General features: G+C 69.5%; 18 protein-coding genes. 14 read left to right on the forward strand and 4 right to left on the reverse strand.

The window, feature by feature from the left end; genetic code table 11:
• Positions 1 to 5: 5 nt before the first annotated feature.
• The 4 genes from RZE79_RS01330 to RZE79_RS01345 all read left to right on the forward strand — a co-directional run bounded on the left by RZE79_RS01330 (position 6) and on the right by RZE79_RS01345 (position 7,925).
• Positions 6 to 1,394, forward strand: coding sequence for a DotU family type VI secretion system protein (locus RZE79_RS01330; protein ID WP_319358645.1), 1,389 nt, complete (start codon positions 6 to 8; stop codon positions 1,392 to 1,394).
• On the forward strand, positions 1,394 to 5,029 hold the full coding sequence (gene tssM / locus RZE79_RS01335; protein ID WP_319358646.1) for a type VI secretion system membrane subunit TssM: 3,636 nt from the start codon (positions 1,394 to 1,396) through the stop codon (positions 5,027 to 5,029). The genes RZE79_RS01330 and tssM overlap by 1 nt, the downstream gene beginning before the upstream one ends.
• Before the next feature lie 156 nt (positions 5,030 to 5,185).
• Positions 5,186 to 5,920, forward strand: coding sequence for a type VI secretion system-associated protein TagF (gene tagF / locus RZE79_RS01340; protein WP_319358647.1), 735 nt, complete (start codon positions 5,186 to 5,188; stop codon positions 5,918 to 5,920).
• Positions 5,921 to 5,957: 37 nt separating this feature from the next.
• A complete protein-coding gene (locus tag RZE79_RS01345) occupies positions 5,958 to 7,925 on the forward strand; it encodes a serine/threonine-protein kinase (RefSeq protein WP_319358648.1) in 1,968 nt (655 codons plus the stop codon).
• Positions 7,926 to 7,943: 18 nt separating this feature from the next.
• On the opposite strand, the gene RZE79_RS01350 is transcribed toward RZE79_RS01345, so the two are convergent.
• Positions 7,944 to 9,482 (reverse strand): YifB family Mg chelatase-like AAA ATPase, encoded by a 1,539-nt coding sequence (locus RZE79_RS01350; RefSeq protein WP_319358649.1) that lies wholly within the window; start codon positions 9,480 to 9,482, stop codon positions 7,944 to 7,946.
• A 217-nt stretch (positions 9,483 to 9,699) separates the two neighbouring features.
• On the opposite strand from RZE79_RS01350, the gene RZE79_RS01355 reads away from it, so the two are divergent.
• The 10 genes from RZE79_RS01355 to RZE79_RS01400 all read left to right on the forward strand — a co-directional run bounded on the left by RZE79_RS01355 (position 9,700) and on the right by RZE79_RS01400 (position 20,711).
• Entirely contained in the window at positions 9,700 to 10,563 is an 864-nt protein-coding gene (locus tag RZE79_RS01355; protein ID WP_153281167.1) for a TorF family putative porin, read from the forward strand.
• 70 nt (positions 10,564 to 10,633) lie between these two features.
• Positions 10,634 to 10,972 (forward strand): P-II family nitrogen regulator, encoded by a 339-nt coding sequence (glnK, locus tag RZE79_RS01360; protein ID WP_056583732.1) that lies wholly within the window; start codon positions 10,634 to 10,636, stop codon positions 10,970 to 10,972.
• Positions 10,973 to 11,001: 29 nt separating this feature from the next.
• On the forward strand, positions 11,002 to 12,435 hold the full coding sequence (locus tag RZE79_RS01365; RefSeq protein WP_319358651.1) for an ammonium transporter: 1,434 nt from the start codon (positions 11,002 to 11,004) through the stop codon (positions 12,433 to 12,435).
• A gap of 207 nt (positions 12,436 to 12,642) precedes the next feature.
• A complete protein-coding gene (locus RZE79_RS01370; RefSeq protein WP_319358652.1) occupies positions 12,643 to 13,572 on the forward strand; it encodes an SMP-30/gluconolactonase/LRE family protein in 930 nt (309 codons plus the stop codon).
• A gap of 18 nt (positions 13,573 to 13,590) precedes the next feature.
• On the forward strand, positions 13,591 to 14,478 hold the full coding sequence (locus RZE79_RS01375) for a LysR substrate-binding domain-containing protein (protein ID WP_153281164.1): 888 nt from the start codon (positions 13,591 to 13,593) through the stop codon (positions 14,476 to 14,478).
• Between the two features lie 115 nt (positions 14,479 to 14,593).
• On the forward strand, positions 14,594 to 16,255 hold the full coding sequence (locus RZE79_RS01380; RefSeq protein WP_153281163.1) for an L-lactate permease: 1,662 nt from the start codon (positions 14,594 to 14,596) through the stop codon (positions 16,253 to 16,255).
• A gap of 14 nt (positions 16,256 to 16,269) precedes the next feature.
• The gene (locus RZE79_RS01385; RefSeq protein ID WP_319358654.1) at positions 16,270 to 17,772 is read left to right on the forward strand and encodes an FAD-linked oxidase C-terminal domain-containing protein; all 1,503 of its coding nucleotides are present in this window, start codon (positions 16,270 to 16,272) and stop codon (positions 17,770 to 17,772) included.
• Between the two features lie 16 nt (positions 17,773 to 17,788).
• Complete coding sequence (gene glcE / locus RZE79_RS01390) at positions 17,789 to 18,916, forward strand: glycolate oxidase subunit GlcE (protein ID WP_373696560.1); 1,128 nt, start codon at positions 17,789 to 17,791, stop codon at positions 18,914 to 18,916.
• Between the two features lie 23 nt (positions 18,917 to 18,939).
• A complete protein-coding gene (gene glcF / locus RZE79_RS01395; protein WP_319358656.1) occupies positions 18,940 to 20,178 on the forward strand; it encodes a glycolate oxidase subunit GlcF in 1,239 nt (412 codons plus the stop codon).
• Between the two features lie 98 nt (positions 20,179 to 20,276).
• A complete protein-coding gene (locus RZE79_RS01400; protein ID WP_153281159.1) occupies positions 20,277 to 20,711 on the forward strand; it encodes a carboxypeptidase regulatory-like domain-containing protein in 435 nt (144 codons plus the stop codon).
• Here RZE79_RS01400 and RZE79_RS01405 read toward each other — a convergent pair whose 3' ends face one another.
• The 3 genes from RZE79_RS01405 to lplT all read right to left on the reverse strand — a co-directional run bounded on the left by RZE79_RS01405 (position 20,712) and on the right by lplT (position 23,469).
• Complete coding sequence (locus tag RZE79_RS01405; protein ID WP_319358657.1) at positions 20,712 to 21,200, reverse strand: glutathione peroxidase; 489 nt, start codon at positions 21,198 to 21,200, stop codon at positions 20,712 to 20,714.
• Positions 21,201 to 21,212: 12 nt separating this feature from the next.
• Complete coding sequence (locus RZE79_RS01410; protein ID WP_319358658.1) at positions 21,213 to 22,103, reverse strand: DMT family transporter; 891 nt, start codon at positions 22,101 to 22,103, stop codon at positions 21,213 to 21,215.
• Between the two features lie 61 nt (positions 22,104 to 22,164).
• The gene (gene lplT, locus RZE79_RS01415; RefSeq protein WP_319358660.1) at positions 22,165 to 23,469 is read right to left on the reverse strand and encodes a lysophospholipid transporter LplT; all 1,305 of its coding nucleotides are present in this window, start codon (positions 23,467 to 23,469) and stop codon (positions 22,165 to 22,167) included.
• Between the last annotated feature and the right edge of the window lie 24 nt (positions 23,470 to 23,493).

A 23,493-nucleotide genomic window follows, 5' to 3' on the forward strand; every position in this document is an offset into this window, starting at 1 on the left:
ACCCTATGAACGGTGCCAATGACATGGCCGTCGGCCCGGGAGGCTTCGTGCCGCCCAACCCGGGCGGCGGTGCGAACACCAGCAGCGGCCCGGGGTCGCTGCAGCCGCAACCATCGCAGCCGCAGCCCGATGCCTTCACCGCGTGGCACGACGCACGGCGTCCGCACGCGGGCGACACGGCGCTGGCGGGCAACAACCCGCTGGTCGCGGCGGCCAACCCGCTGCTCGACCTGATCCCGCAGATCCGCGCCACCGGCCACCATCCGGCGCCTGCGCAGCTGCGCGAGCACCTGGTCGACGAGGTGCGGCGTTTCGAGACGCGCGCGCAGCAGGCCGGCATCGCGCCCGAAGTGATCATCGGCGCGCGCTACTGCCTGTGCACGGCGGTCGACGAGGCCGCGGCGCTCACGCCGTGGGGCGGCAGCATCTGGTCGTCGCAGAGCCTGCTCGTGATGTTCCACAACGAGACCTGGGGCGGAGAGAAGTTCTTCCAGCTGCTGTCGCGGCTGGTGCAGAACCCGCAGCAGCACCTGCACCTCATCGAGCTCATCTACTTCTGCCTGGCCATGGGCTTCGAGGGGCGCTTCCGCGTCATCGACAACGGCCGCTCGCAGCTCGAAACGCTCAAGCAGCGGCTGCTGCAGATCATCCGGCAGACGCGCGGCGAAATTGCCGCGCCGCTGTCGCCGCACTGGCAGGACGCGAGCGCGCCCGTGCGCCGCACGCGCCACTGGCTGCCGGTGTGGGCCGTGGGCGCGGTGGCGGCGGTGCTGCTGGTGCTGGTGTTCGCGGTGCTCACCTTCAACCTCGCGGGCCATTCCGACGGCGCGTTCTCGGCCGTGAGCGCGGTGCGCCTGCCGCAGACGCAGCGCGCGGTGGCCGCGCCCGTGGCGGCGCAACCGCGCCTGCAGCGCTTTCTCGAACCCGAGATCCGCGACGGCCTGCTCACGGTGCGCGACGAGGCCGATCGCAGCGTGGTGGTGCTGCGCGGCGACGGCCTGTTCGCCTCGGGCTCCGACCGCGTGCTCGACCGCTACGCGCCGGTGCTTGCGCGCGTGGCCGATGCGCTCAACGCGGTGGAAGGCAACGTGCTGGTCAGCGGCTTCAGCGACGACCAGCCGATCCGCAGCGTGCGCTTTCCGTCGAACTGGCAGCTCTCGCAGGCGCGCGCCGATGCGGTGAAGACCATGATCGGCCGGCGCCTCACGCGGCCCGAACGCCTGCGCGCCGAAGGCCGCGGCGACGCCGATCCGCTGGTGCCCAACGACTCGGCGGCCAACCGCGCGCGCAACCGTCGCGTCGAGGTGACGCTGCTGGTGGCGCCGGTGGCGGGCGTGCCCGTGCCGGGGTCTGCGCCGCAACCGCAGCACCCGCAACAAGGAGGAACCCGCTGATGCTGCGCGCGCTCTTCCGTTTTCTCGTCAGCCGCGACCTTTGGGTGTTGTTGGGGCTGATCGCGCTCGCGTTCCTGATCTGGGTCATCGGCCCGGTGATCGCCGTGGGCCGCTACCGGCCGCTCGAAAGCGAGTTCGTGCGCATCGTGGTCATCGCGCTGATGTTCGGCGTGTGGCTGGTGCGCGTGGCCTACCGCAAGTGGCGCGAGCGCCGGCTCAACGCGCAGCTGCTGCACCAGCTGCGCACGCCGTCGCCCAAGGCGAAGGCTGCCAAGCCCGAAGACGCGCCCGAGATCAAGGAGCTGCACAGCGGCTTTTCCGACGCGACCGCGGTGCTGAAGAACATGCGCTTCGCCCCGGGCCCCGGCGGCAAGGCGGCCGGGCGCTTTGCGCTGTTCGACCGGCAGTACCTCTACCAGCTGCCCTGGTACATCTTCATCGGCGCGCCGGGCTCGGGCAAGACCACGGCGCTGGTCAACTCGGACCTGGACTTTCCGCTCGCCGACCAGCTGGGCAAGGCGGCAGTGCGCGGCATCGGCGGCACGCGCAACTGCGACTGGTGGTTCACCAACGAGGCCGTGCTCATCGACACGGCCGGGCGCTACACCACGCACGAGAGCCACCGCGAGACCGACGAGGGCGAGTGGAAGGGCTTCATCGAACTGCTCAAGAAGTTCCGGCCGCGCCAGCCGATCAACGGCGCGATCCTCACCATCAGCATCGCCGACCTGCCGCTGGCCGACGACGCGCAGCGCGCACGCCACGCGATGGCATTGCGCAAGCGGCTGCTCGAACTGCGCAACGACCTGGGCATCAACTTCCCGGTGTATGTGCTGGTCACCAAGACCGACCTGCTGGCCGGCTTCAACGAGTACTTCGGCTCGCTGGGCCGCGCCGAGCGCCAGCAGGTGTGGGGCTTCACCTTCCCGATCGAAGGCAACCCCGCCGACCCGGCCAAGGCCGACCTGCGCGAGCGCTTCCACCAGGAATACAAGCTGCTGCACCAGCGCCTGGACGAGCGCCTGCCCGAGCTGATGGCGACCGAGCCCGACCCGATGCGGCGCGCGCAGGCCTACCTGCTGCCGCAGCAGTTCGCGAGCTTCGAGGACATCCTGGGCACCTTCCTGGCCGACGTGTTCAACCCGTCGAAGTTCGAGGTGGCGCCGCTGCTGCGCGGCGTGTACTTCACCAGCGGCACGCAGGAGGGCACGGCCTTCGACCGCGTGATGGGCGCCATCAAGCGCTACCTGCAGGTGAACGCGCCGCCCGCGCCGCCGCCGGGGCCGGGCAAGAGCTACTTCCTGAAAGAGCTGCTCCAGCAGGTGATCTTCCGCGACGCAGGCGTGGCCGGCACCAACCTGCGCTGGTACCGCCGGCGCCGCGCGATCGACCTCGCGGGTTACGCGCTGGTCGGGCTGCTCGCGGTGGTGCTGCTGGGCGCCTGGGCCAACAGCTGGCGCCACAACAAGGCCTACGTGGCCGAGGTCGACGGCAACGCCAAGGCCTTCAACAAGGCGGCGGCGCGCGGCGAGCTGCCGACGGTGGTCGACTCGAGCGGCGACGTCGCGAGCTCGCTGCTCATCCTCGACCGCCTGCGCGACCTGCCGAAGTCGGCCGAGTTCGACATCGGCGATCCGCCCGTGGGCTACCGCTTTGGCCTCTACCAGGGCGAGAAGCTGCAGGCCGCGACCGACGGCGTGTACCAGCGCGCGTTGGAAACCGTGCTGCTACCGCAGGCCGCGCAACGCGTGGAGCAGTCGCTGCGCGAGGCCGCGAAGGCCGATGCCGAATACAGCTACGAGGCGCTCAAGGCCTACCTCATGCTGTACGACCCCGAGCGCTACGACGCCGACTTCCTGCAGGCCTGGCTGCTGACCGACGTCGACCGCAAGATCGGCGCCTCGCTCACGCGCGAGCAGCGCACGAACCTCGAGGCGCATTTGAAGACGCTGTTCGCCGACCGCGTCGTGACCTCGCCCTTCACCAAGGACGACAAGCTCATCGCGCAGACGCGCGAGCGCCTGGCCGGCGTGCCGCTCGCTCAGCGCTCGTACGCGCGGCTGCGCCGCATCCTCCTGCAGACCAGCGCGCCCAACGCCTTCACCATCGCCGAGGCGGGCGGTGCGGAGTCGGCGCTGGTGGTGCGCCGCGCCAGCGGCAAGCCGCTGACCGACGGCATTCCCACGCTCTTCACCTACCGCGGCTACTGGGACATCTTCGACAAGCGCATGGCCGAGACCGCGCTGGGGCTGGAGCAGGAAGACCGCTGGGTGCTGCAGATCCGCGCGCCGGGCATGGCCGACATCACCTCGCGCGAGCTGCTGCTGCGCGAGGTGCGGCGCCTGTACCTCAGCGACTACATCCGCACCTGGGACGAGTACCTGGCCGACATCCGGCTGGCCGAGAGCAAGTCGCTGCTGCAGAGCATCCAGATGACGCGCGTGCTGTCGACGGGCGAGTCGCCGATGTCGCGCATCATCCGCGGCGCCGCGCGCGAGACCGACCTGCTGCGCAACCACGACGAGGCCGCGCGCAGCCTGCTCGACCAGGCGCAGAACCGCGTGACGAGCACGCGCGAGCGCATCGAGCAGCTCATCGGCCAGCCCGACGGCAGCCAGCGCCGCAACACCGCACCCGACCGGCCCGAGTCGCTGGTCGACAACCACTTTGCGCCGCTGCGCCGCATGGTGACCGCGCCCAAGGCCGGCGGCCAGTCGCCGCTGGACCAGACGGCCGCGCTCATCAACGAGCTGTACACCTTCCTCACCGCCACCGACACCGCGCTGCGCAGCGGCAACATCCCGCCCTCCAGCGACGCGGTGACGAAGCTGCAGGCCGAAGCCGGGCGCCTGCCGGTGCCGTTCCAGGGCATGCTGAACGACCTGTCGGCCACCGCGTCGTCGAAGGCTGCGGCGGTGACGCGGCAGAACATCGGGCAGAACGCCGCCGCGACCATCGGGCAGTTCTGCAGCCAGGCGATTGCAGGGCGCTACCCGTTCGCGCGCGGCTCCAGCCGCGACGTGGCGGCCGGCGACTTCGCGCAGCTGTTCGCGCCCGGCGGGATGATGGACGACTTCTTCCAGAAGAACCTCGCCTCGCAGGTCGACACCTCGGTGAATCCGTGGACCTTCAAGCGCGGCGTGGACGGCAGCGCATCGGGGCGCTCGGCCTACCTCGATGCGTTCCAGAAGGCGCAGGCGATCCGCGACGTGTTCTTCTCGGGCATGGCGGGCGGGCGCACGCCTTCGTTCACGCTCGACATCCGGCCCGAGGACATGGATGCCGCGCTCACGCAGTTCACGCTCGACATCGACGGCCAGACGGTGCGCTACGCCCACGGCCCGCAGGCGCCCAGCAGCATCAAGTGGCCCGGCCCGCGCAACAGCAACCAGGTGCGGCTGCAGGTGACGGTGGCCAACGGCACGCCGGCCGGCGGCATCGTGACCGAAGGGCCGTGGGCGCTGCACCGGCTGTTCGACAAGGCCTCGATCTCGTCGGGCCGCACGCCCGAATCGTTCAACGCGACCTTCGACCTGCAGGGCAAGAAGGTGGTGCTCGCGGTGACGGCCAACAGCGTCTACAACCCGCTGCGGCTGTCGCAGATGAATGGCTTCTCGTGCCCGGGGAAATCCTGAGATGAACCACATCGTGCGCGCGGCGTGCCCTTTTTCTTTCTCCCCTTCCGGGGGAGGGCAGGGGTGGGGGCACGCGGCGTTCCTATCGGGCGCTCTGCCTGCCCCCATCCCAGCCTTCCCCCAGCGGGGGAAGGGGCCAGACAGAAGGGCGCGGGCATGAACAGCGCACTCCCTCCGCAGGCCTGGTCGCCGGTCGACGAGCAGATCGGCTGGTACGGCAAGCTGCCGTCGGCCGGCGACTTTCTCTACCGCCGCATGCCGCGCGAGCTGCAGGCCTGGTGGGACCGCTGGATGCAGAACGGCCTGGGCAGCTTCAAGCGCTGGCCCGACGCGATGACGCGGCACTACGCGGTGGCGCCGGTCTGGAACTTCGCCATTCCGGCGACGCACGGCGTGAACGCGGTGCAGTTCGGCTGCATCGCGCCCAGCTGCGACCGCGTGGGCCGCTACTACCCGGCCTGCGTGACGCTGCAAGTGGACGCCAGCCGCTACCACCCCGCCGTGCTCGAGGGCTCGGCCGCGTGGTACTGGCAGTGCGGCAGCGCGCTGCTGCAGGCGATTCGCCATGGCGTGGCGCCCGACCTCTTCGACAGCCAGGTGCTGGCTGCGGGCCGCACGGGCTTTCGCACGGCCAGCGGCGGCTCGGACGACATCCTCTCGGTCCTCGGCGCGGCGGCGGGCCCGGCTGCCCACGGGGCGCGCGGCGCGAGCGCGCAGCAGCGCCTGGGCTGGCCCGAACTGCCGCTGTGCTTCGACCCCTTCGGCGGCACCAGCTACTGGTGGACCAACCAGGCCGACGGCTCGCCGCTGCGCACCGCGGCGCACGGCGGCGGGCTCAACACGCCGCTGTTCTCCCAGTTGTTTTCGCAAGGCCACGTGCCATGGGCATGACGCGCCCGATCCACCCGCAGGAAAAAAGAGACATCCCATGACGACGCCCGCCAGCCCCAGCGCGACGCCCGACCCGCAGGAGGAGCGCCCCCATCCCCTCGGCACGGGCCACCGGCTCGACGAGTTCGAGCTGCTCGAAGTCATCGGCGAAGGTGGCTTCGGCATCGTCTACCGCGCGTATGACCACTCGCTGCAGCGCGAGGTGGCGGTGAAGGAATACATGCCCTCGATGCTCGCGCGCCGCGTGGGCGACAACAGCGTGCACGTGCGCTCCGAGCGGCTCACGGCCACCTTCGCGGCCGGCCTGCGCAGCTTCATCAACGAGGCGCGCACGCTGGCGCAGTTCAGCCATCCGGCGCTGGTGCGCGTGCATCGTTTCTGGGAGGCCAACTCCACGGCCTACATGGCGATCCAGCTCTACAAGGGCCGCACGCTGCGCAAGCTGGCCGAGAACGAGCCCGGCACGCTGACCGAATCGTGGCTGCTGGGCATGCTGGGGCCGCTGCTGGGTGCGCTCGACACGCTGCACCAGAGCCAGTGCTTCCACCGCGACATCGCGCCCGACAACATCTTCATCCAGCAGCAGGACGACCGCCCGGTGCTGCTGGACTTCGGCGCCGCGCGCAAGTCGATCGCCGACCTGGTCGACGAGGTCGCGGTGATGGTGAAGTCGGGCTACTCGCCGATCGAGCAGTACGCCGACGACAACACGCTGCTGCAGGGCGCGTGGACCGACCTCTATGCGCTCGGCGCCGTGCTGTACCGCGCCGTGACCGGCCATCCGCCGCCCTCGGCCGTGGTGCGCAGCGTGCAGGACGCCTACGTGCCGCTGTCGTCGATGGACCGCGACGACCTGAGCCCGGCCTTCTGCGCCGCGGTGGACCACACGCTGGCCGTGCACAGCAAGGACCGCACACAGTCGGTGGCCGCCTTTGCGGCCGAGTTGGGGCTGGTGAAGCTGGGCGACCTCTACGTGGTGGACCGGTCGGCGCCTGTGGCAGCGGCTGCTGCGGCGGCTGTCGTGCCCGTCGCGGCGCCCGTGCCGCAGGAACCGCCTGCGCCGGAGCCGGAAGTCGAAATGCCACCGCCAGCGCCCGAGGTGCAGCCCGTGCCCGTGGAAGCCGCGCCCGCGCCCGCGCGCGTGCAGGCCCCGCCACCGCCGGCACCGTCGCCTGTCGCACGGCCGAAGAAGCCGTCGAAGCGTCCGCCGTGGTTCCTCGTGGGCGCGCTGGTGCTCGCGCTGTTCGCGGTCGGCGGCTGGATCGGCTGGCGGCTGACAGCCAAGGCGCCGTCCGATCCGATGATCGCCGCGGCACCGCCGCCCGGTGTGCCGATGTCCGATCCGGGCGCGCCGCCCGCGGCGATGCCGCCGGTCGGGGCCGCCCCGGAGGCGCCGCCTGCGTCCGCGCCCGCCGCATCGGCCAGCGCCCCGCTGAGCCCGCTCGACAACGTGCCGGTCGCTGCCGCGCCCACGCCACCTGCGACGCCGCCGGCCGAGCCCGAGGCCCCGCCCGCACAGCCGGCGCAGCCCGAGCCGCCGCCTCCTGCCAACCCCGCCGTGATGGCCGAGGTGGAGGCGTGGCTCCTCGCCCAGGCCGAGAACACGCGCGAAGGCTACGAGGCCTACCTGCGGCGCTACCGCCGCGGCCCGCATGCACGGGAGGCGCGCAACGCGATCGCCGAGTTCGACCGCCAGTCGGCGCCGCCGCCGGCCGCGGGCCCCACGAACCCCGTGCCGACCGTGATCGCCGGTGCGCCGCCCGCGTCACCGCCGCCCCCGGCCGCGGCGCCCGGCATGGGCCGTGTGCAGTTCAACATCCGGCCCTGGGGCCAGGTCTTCGTCGACGGCGCGGACCGCGGCGTGAGCCCGCCGCTCAAGTCGCTGCCGTTGCGCCCGGGCATCTACACGATCGAAGTGCGCAACGGCGACCTCACGGCCTATCGCCAGCGCGTGACGGTGCAGGACAGCAAGTCCGCACCGGTCGTGAGCCACGAGTTCAAGTAGCAGAAGAAGGCCGGCGGGTCAGGGCGCGCCGGTGCGCAGCGCGCGGCGGTACTGCACCGCCTCCGCCACATGCGCGACCTGCACGGCATCTTCCGCCGCAAGGTCGGCGATGGTGCGCGCCACCTTCAGCGCGCGGTGCGTGCTGCGCGCCGACCAGCCCAGCCGCGCGGCCGCCTGCTGCAACAGATGGCGCGCGGCGCTGTCGAGCACGGCGTGGGTGTCGATCGCGCGGCCCTGCAGCGCCTGGTTCGCATGGCCCTGGCGCCGCAACGCGCGTTCGCGCGCGCTCACCACGCGCGCCCGGATGCTGTCGGTCGATTCGCCCGCCGGTGCATCGAGCAGTTGCGGCGCCGACACCGCCGCCACTTCGATGTGCAGGTCGATGCGGTCCAGCAGCGGGCCGCTGAGCTTGCTCTGGTAGCGCGCGACGCGCTCGGGCGTGCAGCGGCAGGGCTTCAGCGTGGAGCCGAGGTAGCCGCAGGGGCAGGGGTTCATGGCGGCGATGAGCTGGAAGCGCGCCGGAAACTCCGCGCGCCGGGCGGCGCGGGTGATCGTGATGGTGCCGGTCTCCAGCGGCTCGCGCAGGGCTTCGAGCGCGGCGCGCGTGAACTCCGGAAATTCGTCCAGAAACAGAACGCCGTGGTGCGCGCGCGAGATTTCGCCCGGCCGCGGCGGCGAGCCGCCGCCCACCAGCGCCACCGCGCTCGCCGTGTGGTGCGGCGTGGCCGTCGGGCGGCTCATCCACCGCTCGGGCGACAGCCGGCCGTCGAGGCTGGCGATGGCCGCGCTTTCCAGCGCCTCGTCCACGTTCATCGGCGGCAGCAGGCCGGCGAAGCGGTGCGCGAGCATCGACTTGCCCGAGCCCGGCTCGCCCACCATCAGCAGGCTGTGGCCGCCGGCCGCGGCGATCTCGAGTGCGCGCTTGGCGCCGGTGTGGCCCTTGACGTCGGCCAGGTCGGCATAGCGCGGCGCACCGTCGCCGGGCGCGGCGCGCACGCGGGCCCAACCGTCGTCGCTTGCATCGACGGGCCCGCCGCCACTGGCGACGAACTGCCGCACCACGTCGAGCAGGTGCCGGGCCCCGAACACCTCGGCACCCGGCACCAGCGCGGCCTCGTGGGCGCTGTCCATGGGCAGCACCAGCCGCACGGCCGTGCCTTGCGTGTAGGTGGCCACGGCCATCGCCAGTGCGCCGCGCACGGGGCGCAGCTCGCCCGACAGCGACAGCTCGCCAGCGAACTCGTGGCCGGCCAGCCGGTGGTTCTCGATCTGCCCGCTGGCCGCGAGGATGCCCAGGGCGATGGGCAGGTCGAAGCGGCCCGAGTCCTTCGGCAAATCAGCGGGCGCAAGGTTGACGACGATCTTCTTGTTCGTCGGGAAGTCGAGGCCGGCGTTCTGGATCGCCGAGCGCACGCGTTCGCGCGCTTCCTTGACCTCCGTCTCGGCCAGCCCGACCAAAGTGAAGCTCGGCAGGCCGTTCGCCAGATGCACCTCGACCGTGACGGCGGCGGCTTCCAGGCCGAGCAAGGCGCGGCTTTGCACCAAAGACAGACTCATTTTTCTCCCTCTCCCCAAGTTGGTGCGCCCGCGACATGCAGGCCCAGGACCGTGCAGCGTGCAAGCGTGTGCAACTGCCGGAAACAGGGCTTGTAACGATTTGGCGCTCACCGCCGGGCATCGCCGCCCTCTGGCCGGAGCGGTATTTGTGCACTTTGGCACGCTCCCTGCTTTGAGGGTGCTCAGGTCCAACAACACACTTGCGAGGAGTTCCCTGATGACGCACCGTACCGCCGCCCAGGCGTTGATCGTTCTGGCCACCGCACTGACCGCCTCCGGCGCCGCCATGGCCCAGGCCGCCGACGCCGCACCGGCGCCCGCGCCCCTGCTCACGGGCAATGTCACCCTGACCACGAACTACAAGTTCCGCGGCCAGGACCAGGACATGATCGGCAAGAACGACTACGCCAAGACCAAGGGCTTCAAGCCCGCCATCCAGGGCGGCTTCGACTACGCCTTCGGCGACAGCGGCTTCTACGTCGGCAACTGGAACTCCAGCGTCAACTGGCTCCAGGGCAACAGCATCGAGAGCGACCTGTACGGCGGCTACAAGTTCAAGGCCGGCCCGGTCGACATGGACGTCGGTGCGCTCACCTACATCTACCCGGGCAACTCGGTGGGCAACACCACCGAGCTCTACGTGGGCGCCACCTACGCCAACGAAGCCTTCGGCTCGTTCACGGCCAAGTACTCGCACACCGTGTCCAAGGACTACTTCGGCTACGCCGGCGCCAAGTCGGGCTCGGGCCTGAAGGGCCGCAACACCGGCTACCTGAACCTGGCCTACAGCAAGGAGATCGTGCCCAAGGTCACGCTCAAGGCCGCCGTCGGCTTCACCAACATGTCCAGCGACATCCGCAGCCTGGGCTACAAGAGCTACGTCGACTACAACGTCGGCGCGACCTACGACTTCGGCAGCGGCCTGACGCTCACGGGCTCGGTGCAGGGCGCCAACAAGAAGTCCAACTACCAGGTCGTGGCCTACCCGGGCATCGACATCCCCGACTTCGGTACCTTCGGCACCACCTACTACTCGCCCAACAAGGCGCGCTTCATCCTCACGCTGACGAAGACGCTGTAATCGACACAACAACCAGGCGCGGCCCACGTTGCCGCGCCGCCTTTCATCCATCCAGAAGGAGCAACTCATCATGAAGCTGGTCACAGCCATCATCAAACCGTTCAAGCTCGACGAGGTGCGTGAAGCACTCTCGGCCATCGGCGTGCAGGGGATCACCGTCACGGAAGTGAAGGGCTTCGGTCGCCAGAAGGGCCACACCGAGCTGTACCGCGGTGCCGAGTACGTGGTCGACTTCCTGCCCAAGGTGAAGATCGAGGCGGCCATCTCCGACGAGCTGGTCGACCGCGTGATCGAGGCGGTCGAGGGGGCCGCGCGCACCGGGAAGATCGGCGACGGCAAGATCTTTGTCTACAACCTCGAGCAGGTCGTGCGCATCCGCACCGGCGAAACGGGCCGCGAAGCCCTCTGACCGATTCCTGGCCCGAAAGAACAACGACCATGAAAAAACTTCTTGTCTCTCTTGCGCTCGGTTTGAGCGTCTTCGTCGCCGGCACTTCGGCGATGGCCCAGGCACCCGCCGCCACTCCGGAAGCACCGGCTGCATCGGCACCTGCTGCTGCAGCGCCCGCTCCTGCAGCGGCTCCCGCGGCTGCAGCACCGGCAGCCGCCGAAGCCGCACCTGCCGCGCCGGCTGCGGCACCCGCACCGAAGATCGACTCCGGCGACACCGCCTGGATGCTCACCTCGACCCTGCTCGTGATCCTGATGACCATCCCCGGCCTGGCGCTGTTCTACGGCGGGCTGGGCCGTTCCAAGAACATGCTGTCGGTGCTGATGCAGGTCTTCGTGATCTTCTCGCTGATCAGCATCCTGTGGGCCATCTACGGCTACAGCCTGGCGTTCACGGGCGACGGCAATTTCTTCGGTAGCTTCGACAAGATCTTCATGAAGGGCATCACGCAGGAGACCTTCGGCGCGCTGACCACGATTCCCGAATACGTGTTCTTCGCCTTCCAGGGTACCTTCGCGGCCATCACCGTGGCGCTGATCGTCGGCGCCTTCGCAGAACGCGCCAAGTTCTCGGCCGTGCTGCTGTTCTCGGTGATCTGGTTCACCTTCAGCTACGTGCCCATGGCCCACATCGTGTGGGGCGGCGGCCTGCTGGGCAAGGACGGCGCGCTCGACTTCGCCGGCGGCACCGTGGTGCACATCAACGCCGGTATCGCCGGCCTGGTCGGTGCCTACATGGTCGGCAAGCGCGTCGGCTACGGCAAGGAAGCGTTCACGCCGCACTCGCTCACGCTCACCATGGTCGGCGCCTCGCTGCTGTGGGTCGGCTGGTTCGGCTTCAACGCCGGCTCGGCCGGTGCAGCCAACGCCGCTGCCGGCCTGGCCTTCGTGAACACGGTGCTCGCCACCGCCGCCGCGGCCCTGTCGTGGATCCTGGGTGAGAGCCTGCACAAGGGCAAGGCCTCGATGCTGGGCGCTGCGTCCGGTGCCGTGGCCGGCCTCGTGGCCGTCACGCCTGCCGCCGGTTTCGTCGGCCCGATGGGTTCGATCGTGATGGGCCTGCTGGCCGGCCTGGTCTGCCTGTGGGGCGTGGGCGGCCTCAAGCGCATGCTCGGCGCCGACGACGCGTTCGACGTGTTCGGCGTGCACGGCGTGGGCGGCATCCTGGGTGCCATCCTGACCGGCGTGTTCGCAGCCAAGGGCCTGGGCGGCACCGGCGGCCTGACCCCCGACACCTTCACGATGGGCGGCCAGGTCTGGATCCAGGTCAAGAGCGTGCTGTTCACGATCGTGTGGTCCGGCGTGGTGGCGTTCATCGCCTTCAAGATCGCCGACCTGACCCTCGGCCTGCGTGTGTCGGAAGAAGAAGAGCGCGAAGGCCTCGACATCTCGTCGCACGGCGAAACGGCTTACAACCGCTGATTCGCACACAGGAAGCGGGTGATCCGGCACGGCGCCGGCCCCGCTCCTCAAAGACCACCACCACCACCCTTTTCGATACAAAGAAGAACAACAGATCCCGATTTTTTCAGGCGAGTCTCCTTTGGATGTTCAGCCCGCGAGCGCTTCGGCGTCAGCGGGCTTTTTTTTGCCCGCCGCCCGCGTGGCCGGGGGCACAATCGCCCCACCATGTGGACCTCCATCGAAGACAGCCTTTGCGACCTGGGTGAGTCGCCGTTCTGGCACCCGCACGAACGCGCGCTCTACTGGCTCGACATCCCCGGCCGCGCCGTGCTGCGCACGCGCGGCGAGATCGGTTCCGCCACCGCCACGGTCGAGCGATGGGCCCTGCCCACCGAACCCGGCTGCATGGCGCCGGCACGCAGCGGCGGCCTCGTGATCGCGCTGCGCGACGGCATCTACCGTGCCCGCGCGTGGGGCGGCGCACTCGTCGCCATGGCGCGCGTGGAGCACGACGTGCGCACCATGCGCTTCAACGACGGCAAGTGCGACGCGCTCGGCCGCTTCTGGGCCGGTTCGCTCAACGAGGCGAAAGACCGCGCCAACGCCGCGCTCTACTGCTTCGACGCCCGCCCCGGCGACGTGTCTCCCAACATCACCTCGATGCTGGAACACGTCACCACGGCCAACGGCCTGGCGTTCTCGCCCGACCACCGCACGCTCTACTGGGCCGACACCGCCGCGCACGCGGTGCGCGCCTGGGACTGGGATGCCGAGGCCAACACGCTGTCGCATGCGCGCGTGTTCCAGCAGTTCGACCCCAAGCCCGCGGGCTGGGTACCCGGTGCGCCGTCGCACTACGACGGCCGCCCCGACGGCGCCACCATCGACGCCGCCGGCCACTACTGGGTCGCGATGTTCGAAGGCGCGCAGCTGCTGCGCTTTGCGCCCACGGGCGAGCGCGTCGAGGCCATCGCGGTGCCGGTGCAATGCCCGACCATGCCCTGCTTCGGCGGCGACGATTTGCGCACGCTGTTCGTCACCAGCGGACGCAAGGGCCGCCCGGCCGATGAACTGGCGCAGCGCCCGGCCTCGGGCACGGTGCTTTCGATGCGCGTCGACACGCCGGGCCTGCCGGTGAATTTCTTCGAAGACTGAGTCGGGCAACTGCCGCGGATGGCCTTGCTCCACATCCCCCCGATCCAATGCCTGCTGACCTTCGAGGCCGTCGCGCGGCTGCGGCATGCGGGCCGCGCGGCCGACGAGCTGTGCGTGACGGCCAGCGCCGTGAGCCACCGCATCCGCCAGCTCGAGGCGCACGTGGGCTTCAAGCTCTTCGGCCGCAGCGACTTCAGCCTCACGGCCGACGGCGCGGCGTACCTGGCGAACGTGCGCGTCGGCCTGGCCGCGCTGCAGCAGGCCACGCCCGGCAGCCGTGACGCGGCGCTGCGTGCGCCGCGCCTGAGCGTGGCGGTCACGCCCACCTTCAGCCGCCAGTTCCTCATGCCGCGGCTGGAGCTCTTTCGCAACATCTACCCCGACATCGAGCTGGCCCTGCACGTGTCGATTCCGCTGCTCGACGTCACGGCCGAGCAGACCGACTTGCAGGTGCGCTACGGCATCGGCGCATACGCCGACTGCGAGCACCGCCTGCTCATCGGCGAGGACGTGGTGCCCGCCTGCAGCCCGAGCTACCTCAACGAGTTCGGGCCCTTCGACGGCTTTGGCACCGCGGCCGAGATCGCCAGCGCGCGGCTGATCCGCAGCCCGCTCGAGCCCTGGAGCACCTGGTTCGCGAGCTGCGGCATCGACCAGCCCGAGCCGCACCTGGGCTCGCAGTTCAACGACCTGGGGCTCGTGTACGACGCGGCCGCGAGCGGCTTCGGCGTGGCGCTGGTGCGCCAGAAGCTGGGCGCCGCCTGGTTCGAATCGGGCCGGCTGGTGGCGCTGTCGGACCGGCCCGTGCCCTCGCCGCACCGCCACTACATCTGCTGGCAGCCGGGCACGCTGGAGCGCTGGGAGTGCGCGGCCTTCGTCGACTGGATCGTGCAGACGCTGCATTGACCGACAGGCCCGCGCGACAAATTTTTATCAACGCCCGGGCAAAAAACCTTCAATTCGAACGGCGTGCTTCTCCCTAGAGTGCGAGTCACAACAACAGACTCCCCGGAGACAACGCATGACCTGGCAGCAGATCTACGACCCGTTCGGCAACATGATCATTTCCACCGCGCTCGCCGCGATCCCGGTGGTGGTGATGCTCGCGTGCCTTGGTTTCTTTCACATCAAGGCGCACATCGCCGCCGGCCTCGGCCTGCTGGCCGCGCTGGTGGTCGCCGTGTTCGCCTACGGCATGCCGGCCGAAATGGCCGGACGCGCCGCGCTCTTCGGCGGCTTCACGGGCCTGCTGCCGATCGGCTGGATCGTGCTGAACATCATCTTCCTGCAGCAGCTGGCCGAACAGAACGGCAGCTTCAAGGTGCTGCAGGACTCGCTCTCGGGCATCACCGAGGACCGCCGCATCCAGCTGCTGCTGATCGCGTTCTGCTTTGGCGCGTTCTTCGAGGGCGCGGCGGGCTTCGGTACGCCGGTGGCGGTCACGGCCGGCATCCTCATCGGCCTGGGCTTCTCGCCGCTGGCCGCGTCGGGTCTCTCGCTGATCGCCAACACCGCGCCGGTCGCGTTCGGCGCGCTCGGCACGCCGGTGATCACGCTGGCCAAGGTGCACGGCTACGACCTGATGGAAGTCACCGCGATGATCGGCCGCCAGCTGCCGTTCTTCTCGCTGCTGGTGCCGTTCTGGCTCATCTGGGCCTTCGCGGGGCGAAAGGCCATGATGGAAATCTGGCCGGCCATCGTGGTCACGGGCGTGTCGTTCGCGGTGCCGCAGTACCTGGTGTCGAACTTCATCGGCCCGGAGCTCGTCGACATCATCGCGGCCATCGTGTCGATGGCCAGCCTGGTGCTGTTCCTGCGTGTCTGGCAGCCCAAGAACGTGTGGCGCTCGCCTTCGCTGCGCGGCAAGGACGTGAGCGCGCACGAGGCCAAGCCGCCGGCCGCCATCGTCGTGCACAGCCGCGAGGCGCTGGTGCGCGCGTGGATGCCTTGGGTGATTCTTTCGGTGTTCGTGTTCATCTGGGGCCTGCCGTCGGTGAAGACCGCGCTCAACGGCGTCTTTGCGCCGTCGTTCCCGATGGGCGGGCTGCACAACCTGATCGAGAAGATGCCGCCGGTGGTCACGGCGCCCACGAAGGAAGGCGCGGTGTACGTGCTGAACCTGCTGTCGGCCACGGGCACCGGCATCCTGCTGTCGGCGATCGTGAGCGCGCTGTTCATGAAGTACAACCCCGTCGAGATCGTGCGCACCTTTGTCCGCACGCTCTGGATGGTGCGCTACTCGCTCATGACCATCGTGCTGATGCTGGCGCTGGGCACGCTCACGCGCTACTCGGGCACCGACACCACGCTGGGCCTGGCCTTTGCCAACACCGGCGTTTTCTATCCCTTCTTCGGCACGCTCATGGGCTGGATCGGCGTGGCCATGACCGGCTCCGACACCGCGTCGAACGTGCTGTTCGGCGGCATGCAGAAGGTCGCGGCCGACCAGCTCGGCCTGGCGCCCAACCTCATGGGCGCGGCCAACAGCTCGGGCGGCGTGATGGGTAAGATGATCGACGCCCAGTCGATCGTGGTGGCCTCCACCGCCACGCGGTGGTTCAATCACGAAGGCGACATCCTGCGCTACGTGTTCTTCCACTCGATCGCGCTGGCCTCGCTGGTCGGCCTGTACGTGACGCTGCAGGCCTATGTGTGGCCATTCACCCTGATGGTCGTCCGCTGAAAGTTGCTCCCGCCATGAATGCTCCCGTCACGACCGACCAGCACACGCAGCTGTCGAAGGCGGAGCGCCAGGCGCAGGTGGTGCGGGCGCTGCAGGCGCACCTGCCCGCGCATGCGCTCATCTGGCACGCCGAAGACACCACGCCCTACGAATGCGACGGCCTCACGGCCTACCGCCAGCGCCCGCTGGTGGTGGCCCTGCCCGAGACCGAGGCGCAGGTGGCCGCCGTGCTGAAGGCCTGTCATCAGCTCGGTGTGCCCGTGGTGGCGCGCGGCGCGGGCACCGGGCTTTCGGGCGGTGCCATGCCGCACGCGCTGGGCGTGACACTGTCGCTCGCCAAGTTCAACCGCATCCTGAAGGTCGACCCGGTAAGCCGCACGGCCGTCGTGCAGTGCGGCGTGCGCAACCTCGCGATCAGCGAAGCGGCCGCGCCTTTCAACCTGTACTACGCGCCCGATCCGTCGAGCCAGATCGCCTGCACCATCGGCGGCAACGTGGCCGAGAACTCGGGCGGCGTGCACTGCCTGAAGTACGGCCTGACGCTGCACAACGTGCTGCGCGTGCGCGGCTTCACCGCAGAGGGAGAGGCGATCGAATTCGGCGGCGAGGCGCTCGATGCGCCGGGGCTCGACCTGCTCGCGCTGGCCATCGGCAGCGAGGGCATGCTGGCCGTGACCACCGAGGTCACGGTGAAGCTCGTGCCCAAGCCGCAGCTCGCGCGCTGCATCATGGCCAGCTTCGACGACGTGCGCAAAGCCGGCGACGCGGTCGCGGCGGTGATTGCGGCGGGCATCATCCCGGCCGGGCTGGAGATGATGGACAAGCCCATGACCGCCGCCGTCGAAGACTTCGTGCACGCGGGCTACGACCTCGACGCCGCCGCCATCCTGCTGTGCGAATCCGACGGCACGCCGGAAGAGGTCGAAGAAGAAATCGGCCGCATGACCGACGTGCTGCGCGGCTGCGGCGCCACCGCCATTGCCGTGAGCACCAGCGAAGACGAGCGCATGAAATTCTGGAGCGGCCGCAAGAACGCCTTTCCGGCGTCGGGCCGCATCAGCCCCGACTACATGTGCCTCGACTCGACCATCCCGCGCAAGCGGCTCGCCGACATCCTGTTGGCGATCCAGGAGATGGAGAAGAAGTACAACCTGCGCTGCTGCAACGTGTTCCACGCGGGCGACGGCAACCTGCATCCGCTGGTGCTGTTCGATGCCAACGACCCCGACGAGCTGCACCGCTGCGAGCTGTTCGGCGCCGACATCCTCGAGACCAGTGTCGCCATGGGCGGCACCGTGTCGGGCGAGCACGGCGTGGGCGTGGAAAAACTCAACAGCATGTGCGTGCAGTTCACCGCGGCCGAGAACGAGCAGATGTTCGGCATCAAGCGCGCCTTCGACCCCGCCGGGCTGCTCAATCCCGGCAAGGTGATTCCCACGCTGCAGCGCTGCGCCGAGTACGGCAAAGAAGTGGTGCGCGGCGGCCGGCTGAAGCACGCCGACCTGCCGAGATTCTGAGAACCCGATGACGAACATGGACACCGCCCTCCAGCAGGTCGTCGAGCGCGTGCGCGCCGCCGCGGCCGATGCCACACCGCTGCGCCTGCGCGGCGGCGGCACCAAGGATTTCTACGGCCAGCCGCCGAATGGCGAGTTGCTCGAGCTGCTCGACCTGCGCGCGCTCAGAGGCATCACCAGCTACGAGCCCAGCGAGCTGGTCGTCACCGTGCGTGCCGGCACGCCACTGGCCGAACTCGAAGCCGCACTCGCCGAACAAGGCCAGTGCCTGCCGTTCGAGCCGCCGTGCTTTGCCGACGGCGGCACGGTGGGCGGCATGGTCGCGGCCGGCCTCAGCGGCCCCTCGCGCGCCAGCGTGGGCGCGGTGCGCGACTACGTGCTCGGCACCATGCTCGTCAACGGCCGTGCCGAGGTGCTGAGCTTCGGCGGCCAGGTGATGAAGAACGTGGCCGGCTACGACGTCTCGCGCGTGCTGGCCGGTTCGCTCGGCACGCTCGGCGTGATCGCCGAAGTGAGCCTCAAGGTGCTGCCCGTGGCGCCCGCCGAGGCCACGCTCGCCTTCGCCTGCACCCAGGCCGATGCGCTGCGCCTGCTCAACGAATGGGGCGGGCGCCCGCTGCCGCTGAACGCGAGCAGCTGGTTCGAACATGCGCCCGGCGCGGGCGTGCTGCGCCTGCGGCTGCGCGGCGCCGTGGCGGCCGTGGAAGCGGCCTGCGCGCAGCTCGGCGGCGAACGCCAGGACCCGGCACGCGCGGCTGCCGGCTGGGCCGCGTTGCGTGACCAGCGCATGCCGTGGTTCGCGCTCGACACCGATGGTTCGCTGGCACTGTGGCGCCTGTCGGTGCCGCAGACCGCGCCGGTGATCGCCATCGATGGTTGCGCCGCACCGCTGGTCGAGTGGCACGGCGGACAGCGCTGGTACCTCGCGCCGCCCGCGCAGGCCGCGCGTCTGCGTGAAGCCGCGCATGCAGTCGGTGGCCATGCCACGCTGTTCCGCGTGCCTGCGGCGCAAGCGGCCGGCTGCAGCGTGCCGCGCTTCGACGCACTGAGCGCGCCGGTGGCGCGCATCCATCGCGCGCTGATGCAGGAGTTCGATCCGCACGGGGTCTTCGACCGCGGCCGGCTCTTCGCAGGCGACCAATAAAAAAAGAAACGACACCACCCGCGATGCAAACCGAACTAGCCCCCGAATTCCGCGACACCGACGCGGGCCGCGAAGCCGAAGCCATCCTGCGCAAGTGCGTGCACTGCGGCTTCTGCACCGCCACCTGCCCGACCTACCAGCTGCTCGGCGACGAGCTCGACGGGCCGCGCGGGCGCATCTACCTCATCAAGCAGGTGCTCGAAGGCCACGCGCCCACGCGCAGCACGCAGCTGCACCTGGATCGCTGCCTCACCTGCCGCAACTGCGAGAGCACCTGCCCGAGCGGCGTGCAGTACGGCAATCTCGTGGACATCGGCCGCAAGATCGTCGACGAGAAAGTACCGCGCCCGGCGATGGAGTCGGCCACGCGCTGGCTGCTGAAAGAGGCGCTGCCGTCGCCGCTGTTCGGCCCCGCGATGAAGCTCGGCCAGTCGGTGCGCGGCCTGCTGCCCGAGGCCCTGAAAGCCAAGGTGCCCGCGAAGCAGGACGCCGGCCGCTGGCCCACCGGCACGCATGCGCGCAAGGTGCTGATGCTCGCCGGCTGCGTGCAGCCGTCGATGGCGCCGAACATCAACAGCGCCACCGCGCGCGTGCTCGACGCGGCCGGCATCCAGGCCGTGGTCGCGCCCAAGGCGGGCTGCTGCGGCGCCGTGAAGTTCCACCTCAACGACCAGGAAGGCGGCAAGGCGCAGATGCGCGCCAACATCGATGCCTGGTGGCCTTTTGTCGAAGGCAACGAGGTCGAAGCCATCGTGATGAACGCCTCGGGCTGCGGCGTCACCGTGCGCGAATACGGCCACCTGCTGCAGCACGACGCGGCCTATGCCGCGAAGGCCGCGCGCATCAGCGCGCTCACGCGCGACCTGAGCGAACTGCTGCCCGACCTCGTGCCCGCATTGAAGGCCCGCGTGCGCGCGCCTGAAGGCGTCGTGGCGTATCACCCGCCATGCACGCTGCAGCACGGCCAGAAGCTGCGCGGCGGCGTCGAGACGCACCTGCGCGCGCTCGGCTTCGACGTGCGCGTGGCCATGAACGAATCGCACCTGTGCTGCGGCTCGGCCGGCACGTATTCGGTGCTGCAGCCCGAGCTGGCGTATCCGCTGCGCGACCGCAAGCTCGGCCACCTCAAGCAGCTGCAGCCCACGACCATCGCCTCGGCCAACATCGGTTGCATCACGCACCTGCAAAGCGGCAGCGGCGACACGCCCGTGCGGCACTGGGTCGAGCTGCTCGACGCGGCGCTGCAAGCGCCCGCAGGGTAGGGCGCACGCGCACGGCAGGGCACGTTGCCGTCCGACGTGCGCAGCGCGCGTTCGGGGCGCATCATGGCGCACCGAAGACGCTGCAAGGAGTTCGCGCCATGTCCTTCGTTTCTGCTTTTCCGCTGCGCCGTGCATTGCTGGCCGCTGCCTGTATCGCAGGCACCTTCGCTGCGCAGGCGCAGCAGCCGCCGTCGGCGCTGCCGCCCTGGCAGGGCGCCGGCCCCACACGCCATGTGTGCGGCGGCATCGGCTCCGACGAGTCGATCGCAATGCGCGCCGCCATGAAGAACCATCCGCTGGCGCTGCTGTTCGCGCGCGCCGACGGTGCCTACCTGGCCAACCTGAATGTCGCGATCAAGGGCGGCGACACGAACACGTCGGCCGCCATGGCCTTCACGGCCACCGGGCCGGTCTGCCTGATCGACCTGCCGGCGGGGCGCTATGTGATCGACGTGAGCACGTCGACGGGCGAGACAAAAAGCCAGACCGTGACGGTCGGCGGCGCGCCGAAGACGGCGGACTTCAGATTCTGATCAGTCGGCGGCCAGGGCCGCCTCGATGTCGCGCGTGAGCGAGGCCGGCGTGTCCAGCGGCGCGTAGCGCTTGAGCACCGTGCCATCGCGCCCCACCAGGAATTTGGTGAAGTTCCACTTGATGGCCGTGCTGCCCAAGAGGCCGGGCTTTTCCTTGGTGAGCCACTGGAACAGCGGCAGGGCGCCGCTGCCGTTGACGTCGATCTTCTCCATCATCGGAAAGCTCACGCCGTAGTTGGTCATGCAGAAGGCGCCGATCTCCTCGTTGGTGCCCGGGTCCTGTCCACCGAACTGGTTGGATGGAAACCCCAGCACCGCGAGGCCCTGGTCGGCGTACTTTTCGTGCAGCGCTTCCAGGCCTTCGAACTGCGGCGTGAACCCGCAGTTGCTTGCCGTGTTGACGATCAGCAGCACCTTGCCGCGGAAGGTCGAGAGCTTCACCGGCTTGCCGTCGATGCGCGTGGCCTCGAAGTCGTAGACGCTGGTCATGGGGGGAGTTCCTCAGGTGGACGCGGAAACGCGATCATCGCGCGCGGGCGGGGTTCGCGCAAACGCCGACCACACCGCACCCAGCACGATCAGCGCGCCGCCGACGAGGATGCGCGAGTTCATGGTCGACGCGCCCAGCGCCACCGACGAGACGCTGGCGAACAGCACTTCCGACAGCATGATCACCGAGGTCGCGCTGGCCGCGAGTTTGGGCGCGCCATACTGCAGGCACACGTTGGCGACGATGAAGCCCGTGCCCAGCAGCGCGGCCCAGCCGAACCAGCCGGGCGAGGCGAGCAACGGCGAATCGATGCCGCCGAACGCGGTGCCACTCACTGCGCCGACGCCCGCGACCACGGTGCAGCCCCAGAACATCGCCAGCGCGCGCGACTCGCCTGGCGCATGCCGCAGATGGCGCAGCACGATGTTGGTCACGGCAAAGCCGAAGCCCGCCGCCACGCCCAGCCAGTCGGGCAGGCTCGAGGGCACGGGCCAGTCGGTGCCCGGCGCCTTCAGCACCACCACCACGCCGGTGAGCGCCAGCGCCACGCGCGCCAGTGCGCCGCCCGTCGGCCGCTCGCCCAGCAGCAGCCAGGCGAGCATCACGCTCCACAGCGGCATCAGATAGAACAGCAGCACCACGCGCACCACGTCGCCCTGCGTCACGGCCCAGTTGAATCCCACGTTGGTGAAGCCCGCCGCCAGGCCCAGCGCCACCAGCATCGGGAACGTGGCGAAGGCCTTCCAGGCATGCCGACGCACGAGGCCCATCGCCGTGGCGATGACAAGGTAGATGAGGCAGGTGGTCCACAGCGGATGCAGGCCGTGGCTGGCGATCTGGCGGAACGGAATCCAGGACACGCCCCACACGAAGGCGTTGAACATCAGGGCGAGTGCGGGCATGGGGGCGTTGGAATGGAGGGCGCTCGGCGCGCCGGCCATTCACCAACGCGGTCGCGCGAAATCAGTGGTGCTTGTCGCTGCGGGCGATGGCCAGCAGGTGCTCGACTTCCTCAGGATACTTCTTGAGGTTGTTCTCGTGCCAGCGCTTGATGAGCCACATGCAGCCCGCCACCACGAGGCCGAAGGCGCTGATGGCACCGTAGGCCGACAGGCCCAGGCCCGTGCACACGCTGTAGAAGCCGCCCAGCAGAAGAATGCAGGCCTGCTCGTTGAAGTTCTGTACGGCGATGGAGCGGCCCGCGCCCATCAGGTTGTGGCCGCGGTGCTGCAGCAGCGCGTTCATCGGCACCACCAGGAAGCCGCCCAGGCCGCCCAGGATGATGAGGAACGGCACCGCCAGCCAGACGTTGCCGATGAAGTTCATGCCGATGACCATCACGCCCATCGCGATGCCCATGGGGATCACGCGCGTGGCCATGTCCAGCCGCATGTACATCGAGGCCACGATGGCGCCCACCGCGGTGCCGATGGTGACCACGCCGGTCAGCGCCGAAGCCTGGGTCGTGTTGTATTCGAGCGCCACGGCGGCCCAGGCCAGCACGATGTACTTGAGGTTGCCGCCCGCGCCCCAGAAGAGCGTGGTGGTCGCCAGCGAGATCTGACCCAGCCGGTCGCGCCACAGGCGGGCGTTGCAATGCCAGAAGTCGGGCAGCAGGCCGGCCAGGTTGCGCGCCATGCTCTGCGCTGGGTCGGAACGCAGCGGGCGCATCTCGACGCCGGTGTGCGGGATGCGGGTGTTGAACCAGGCCGCGAGCGCGTAGACGAAGATCAGCACCGCAATCGCGGCTTCGGCCGGCGAGTCGATGCCGGTGTCGATGAGCGGCAGGTCGATGAGCAGCAGCTGGCTCGACACCGCATGGCCCACCAGCATGCCGCCGAGCACGATGCCCAGCAGGATCGAGGCGATGGTGAGTCCTTCGATCCAGCCGTTGGCCTTGACCAGCTGCGACGACGGCAGCAGCTCGGTCAGGATGCCGTACTTGGCCGGCGAGTACGCCGCGGCGCCCAGGCCCACGATGGAGTACGACAGCAGCGGGTGCGAGCCGAACAGCATCATCAGGCAGCCGATCACCTTGATCGCGTTGCTGATGAACATCACCTTGCCCTTGGGCAGCGCGTCGGCAAAGGCACCCACCAGCGGGGCCAGCACCACATAGAAGACCGCGAAGATCGGCACCAGGGCGGCCCGTTGCCATTCGGGGGCGCCCGAACTTCGCATGAGATCGACGGCAACGACGAAAAGCGCTTGGTCGGCCAGCGACGAAAAGAACTGGGCCGACATGATCGTGTAAAAACCGCGCTTCATCGATGGGCTGGCTGGCCAGAGGGT

This window comes from Variovorax sp. EBFNA2, assembly GCF_033802765.1.
Classification (GTDB): domain Bacteria; phylum Pseudomonadota; class Gammaproteobacteria; order Burkholderiales; family Burkholderiaceae_C; genus Variovorax; species Variovorax paradoxus_H.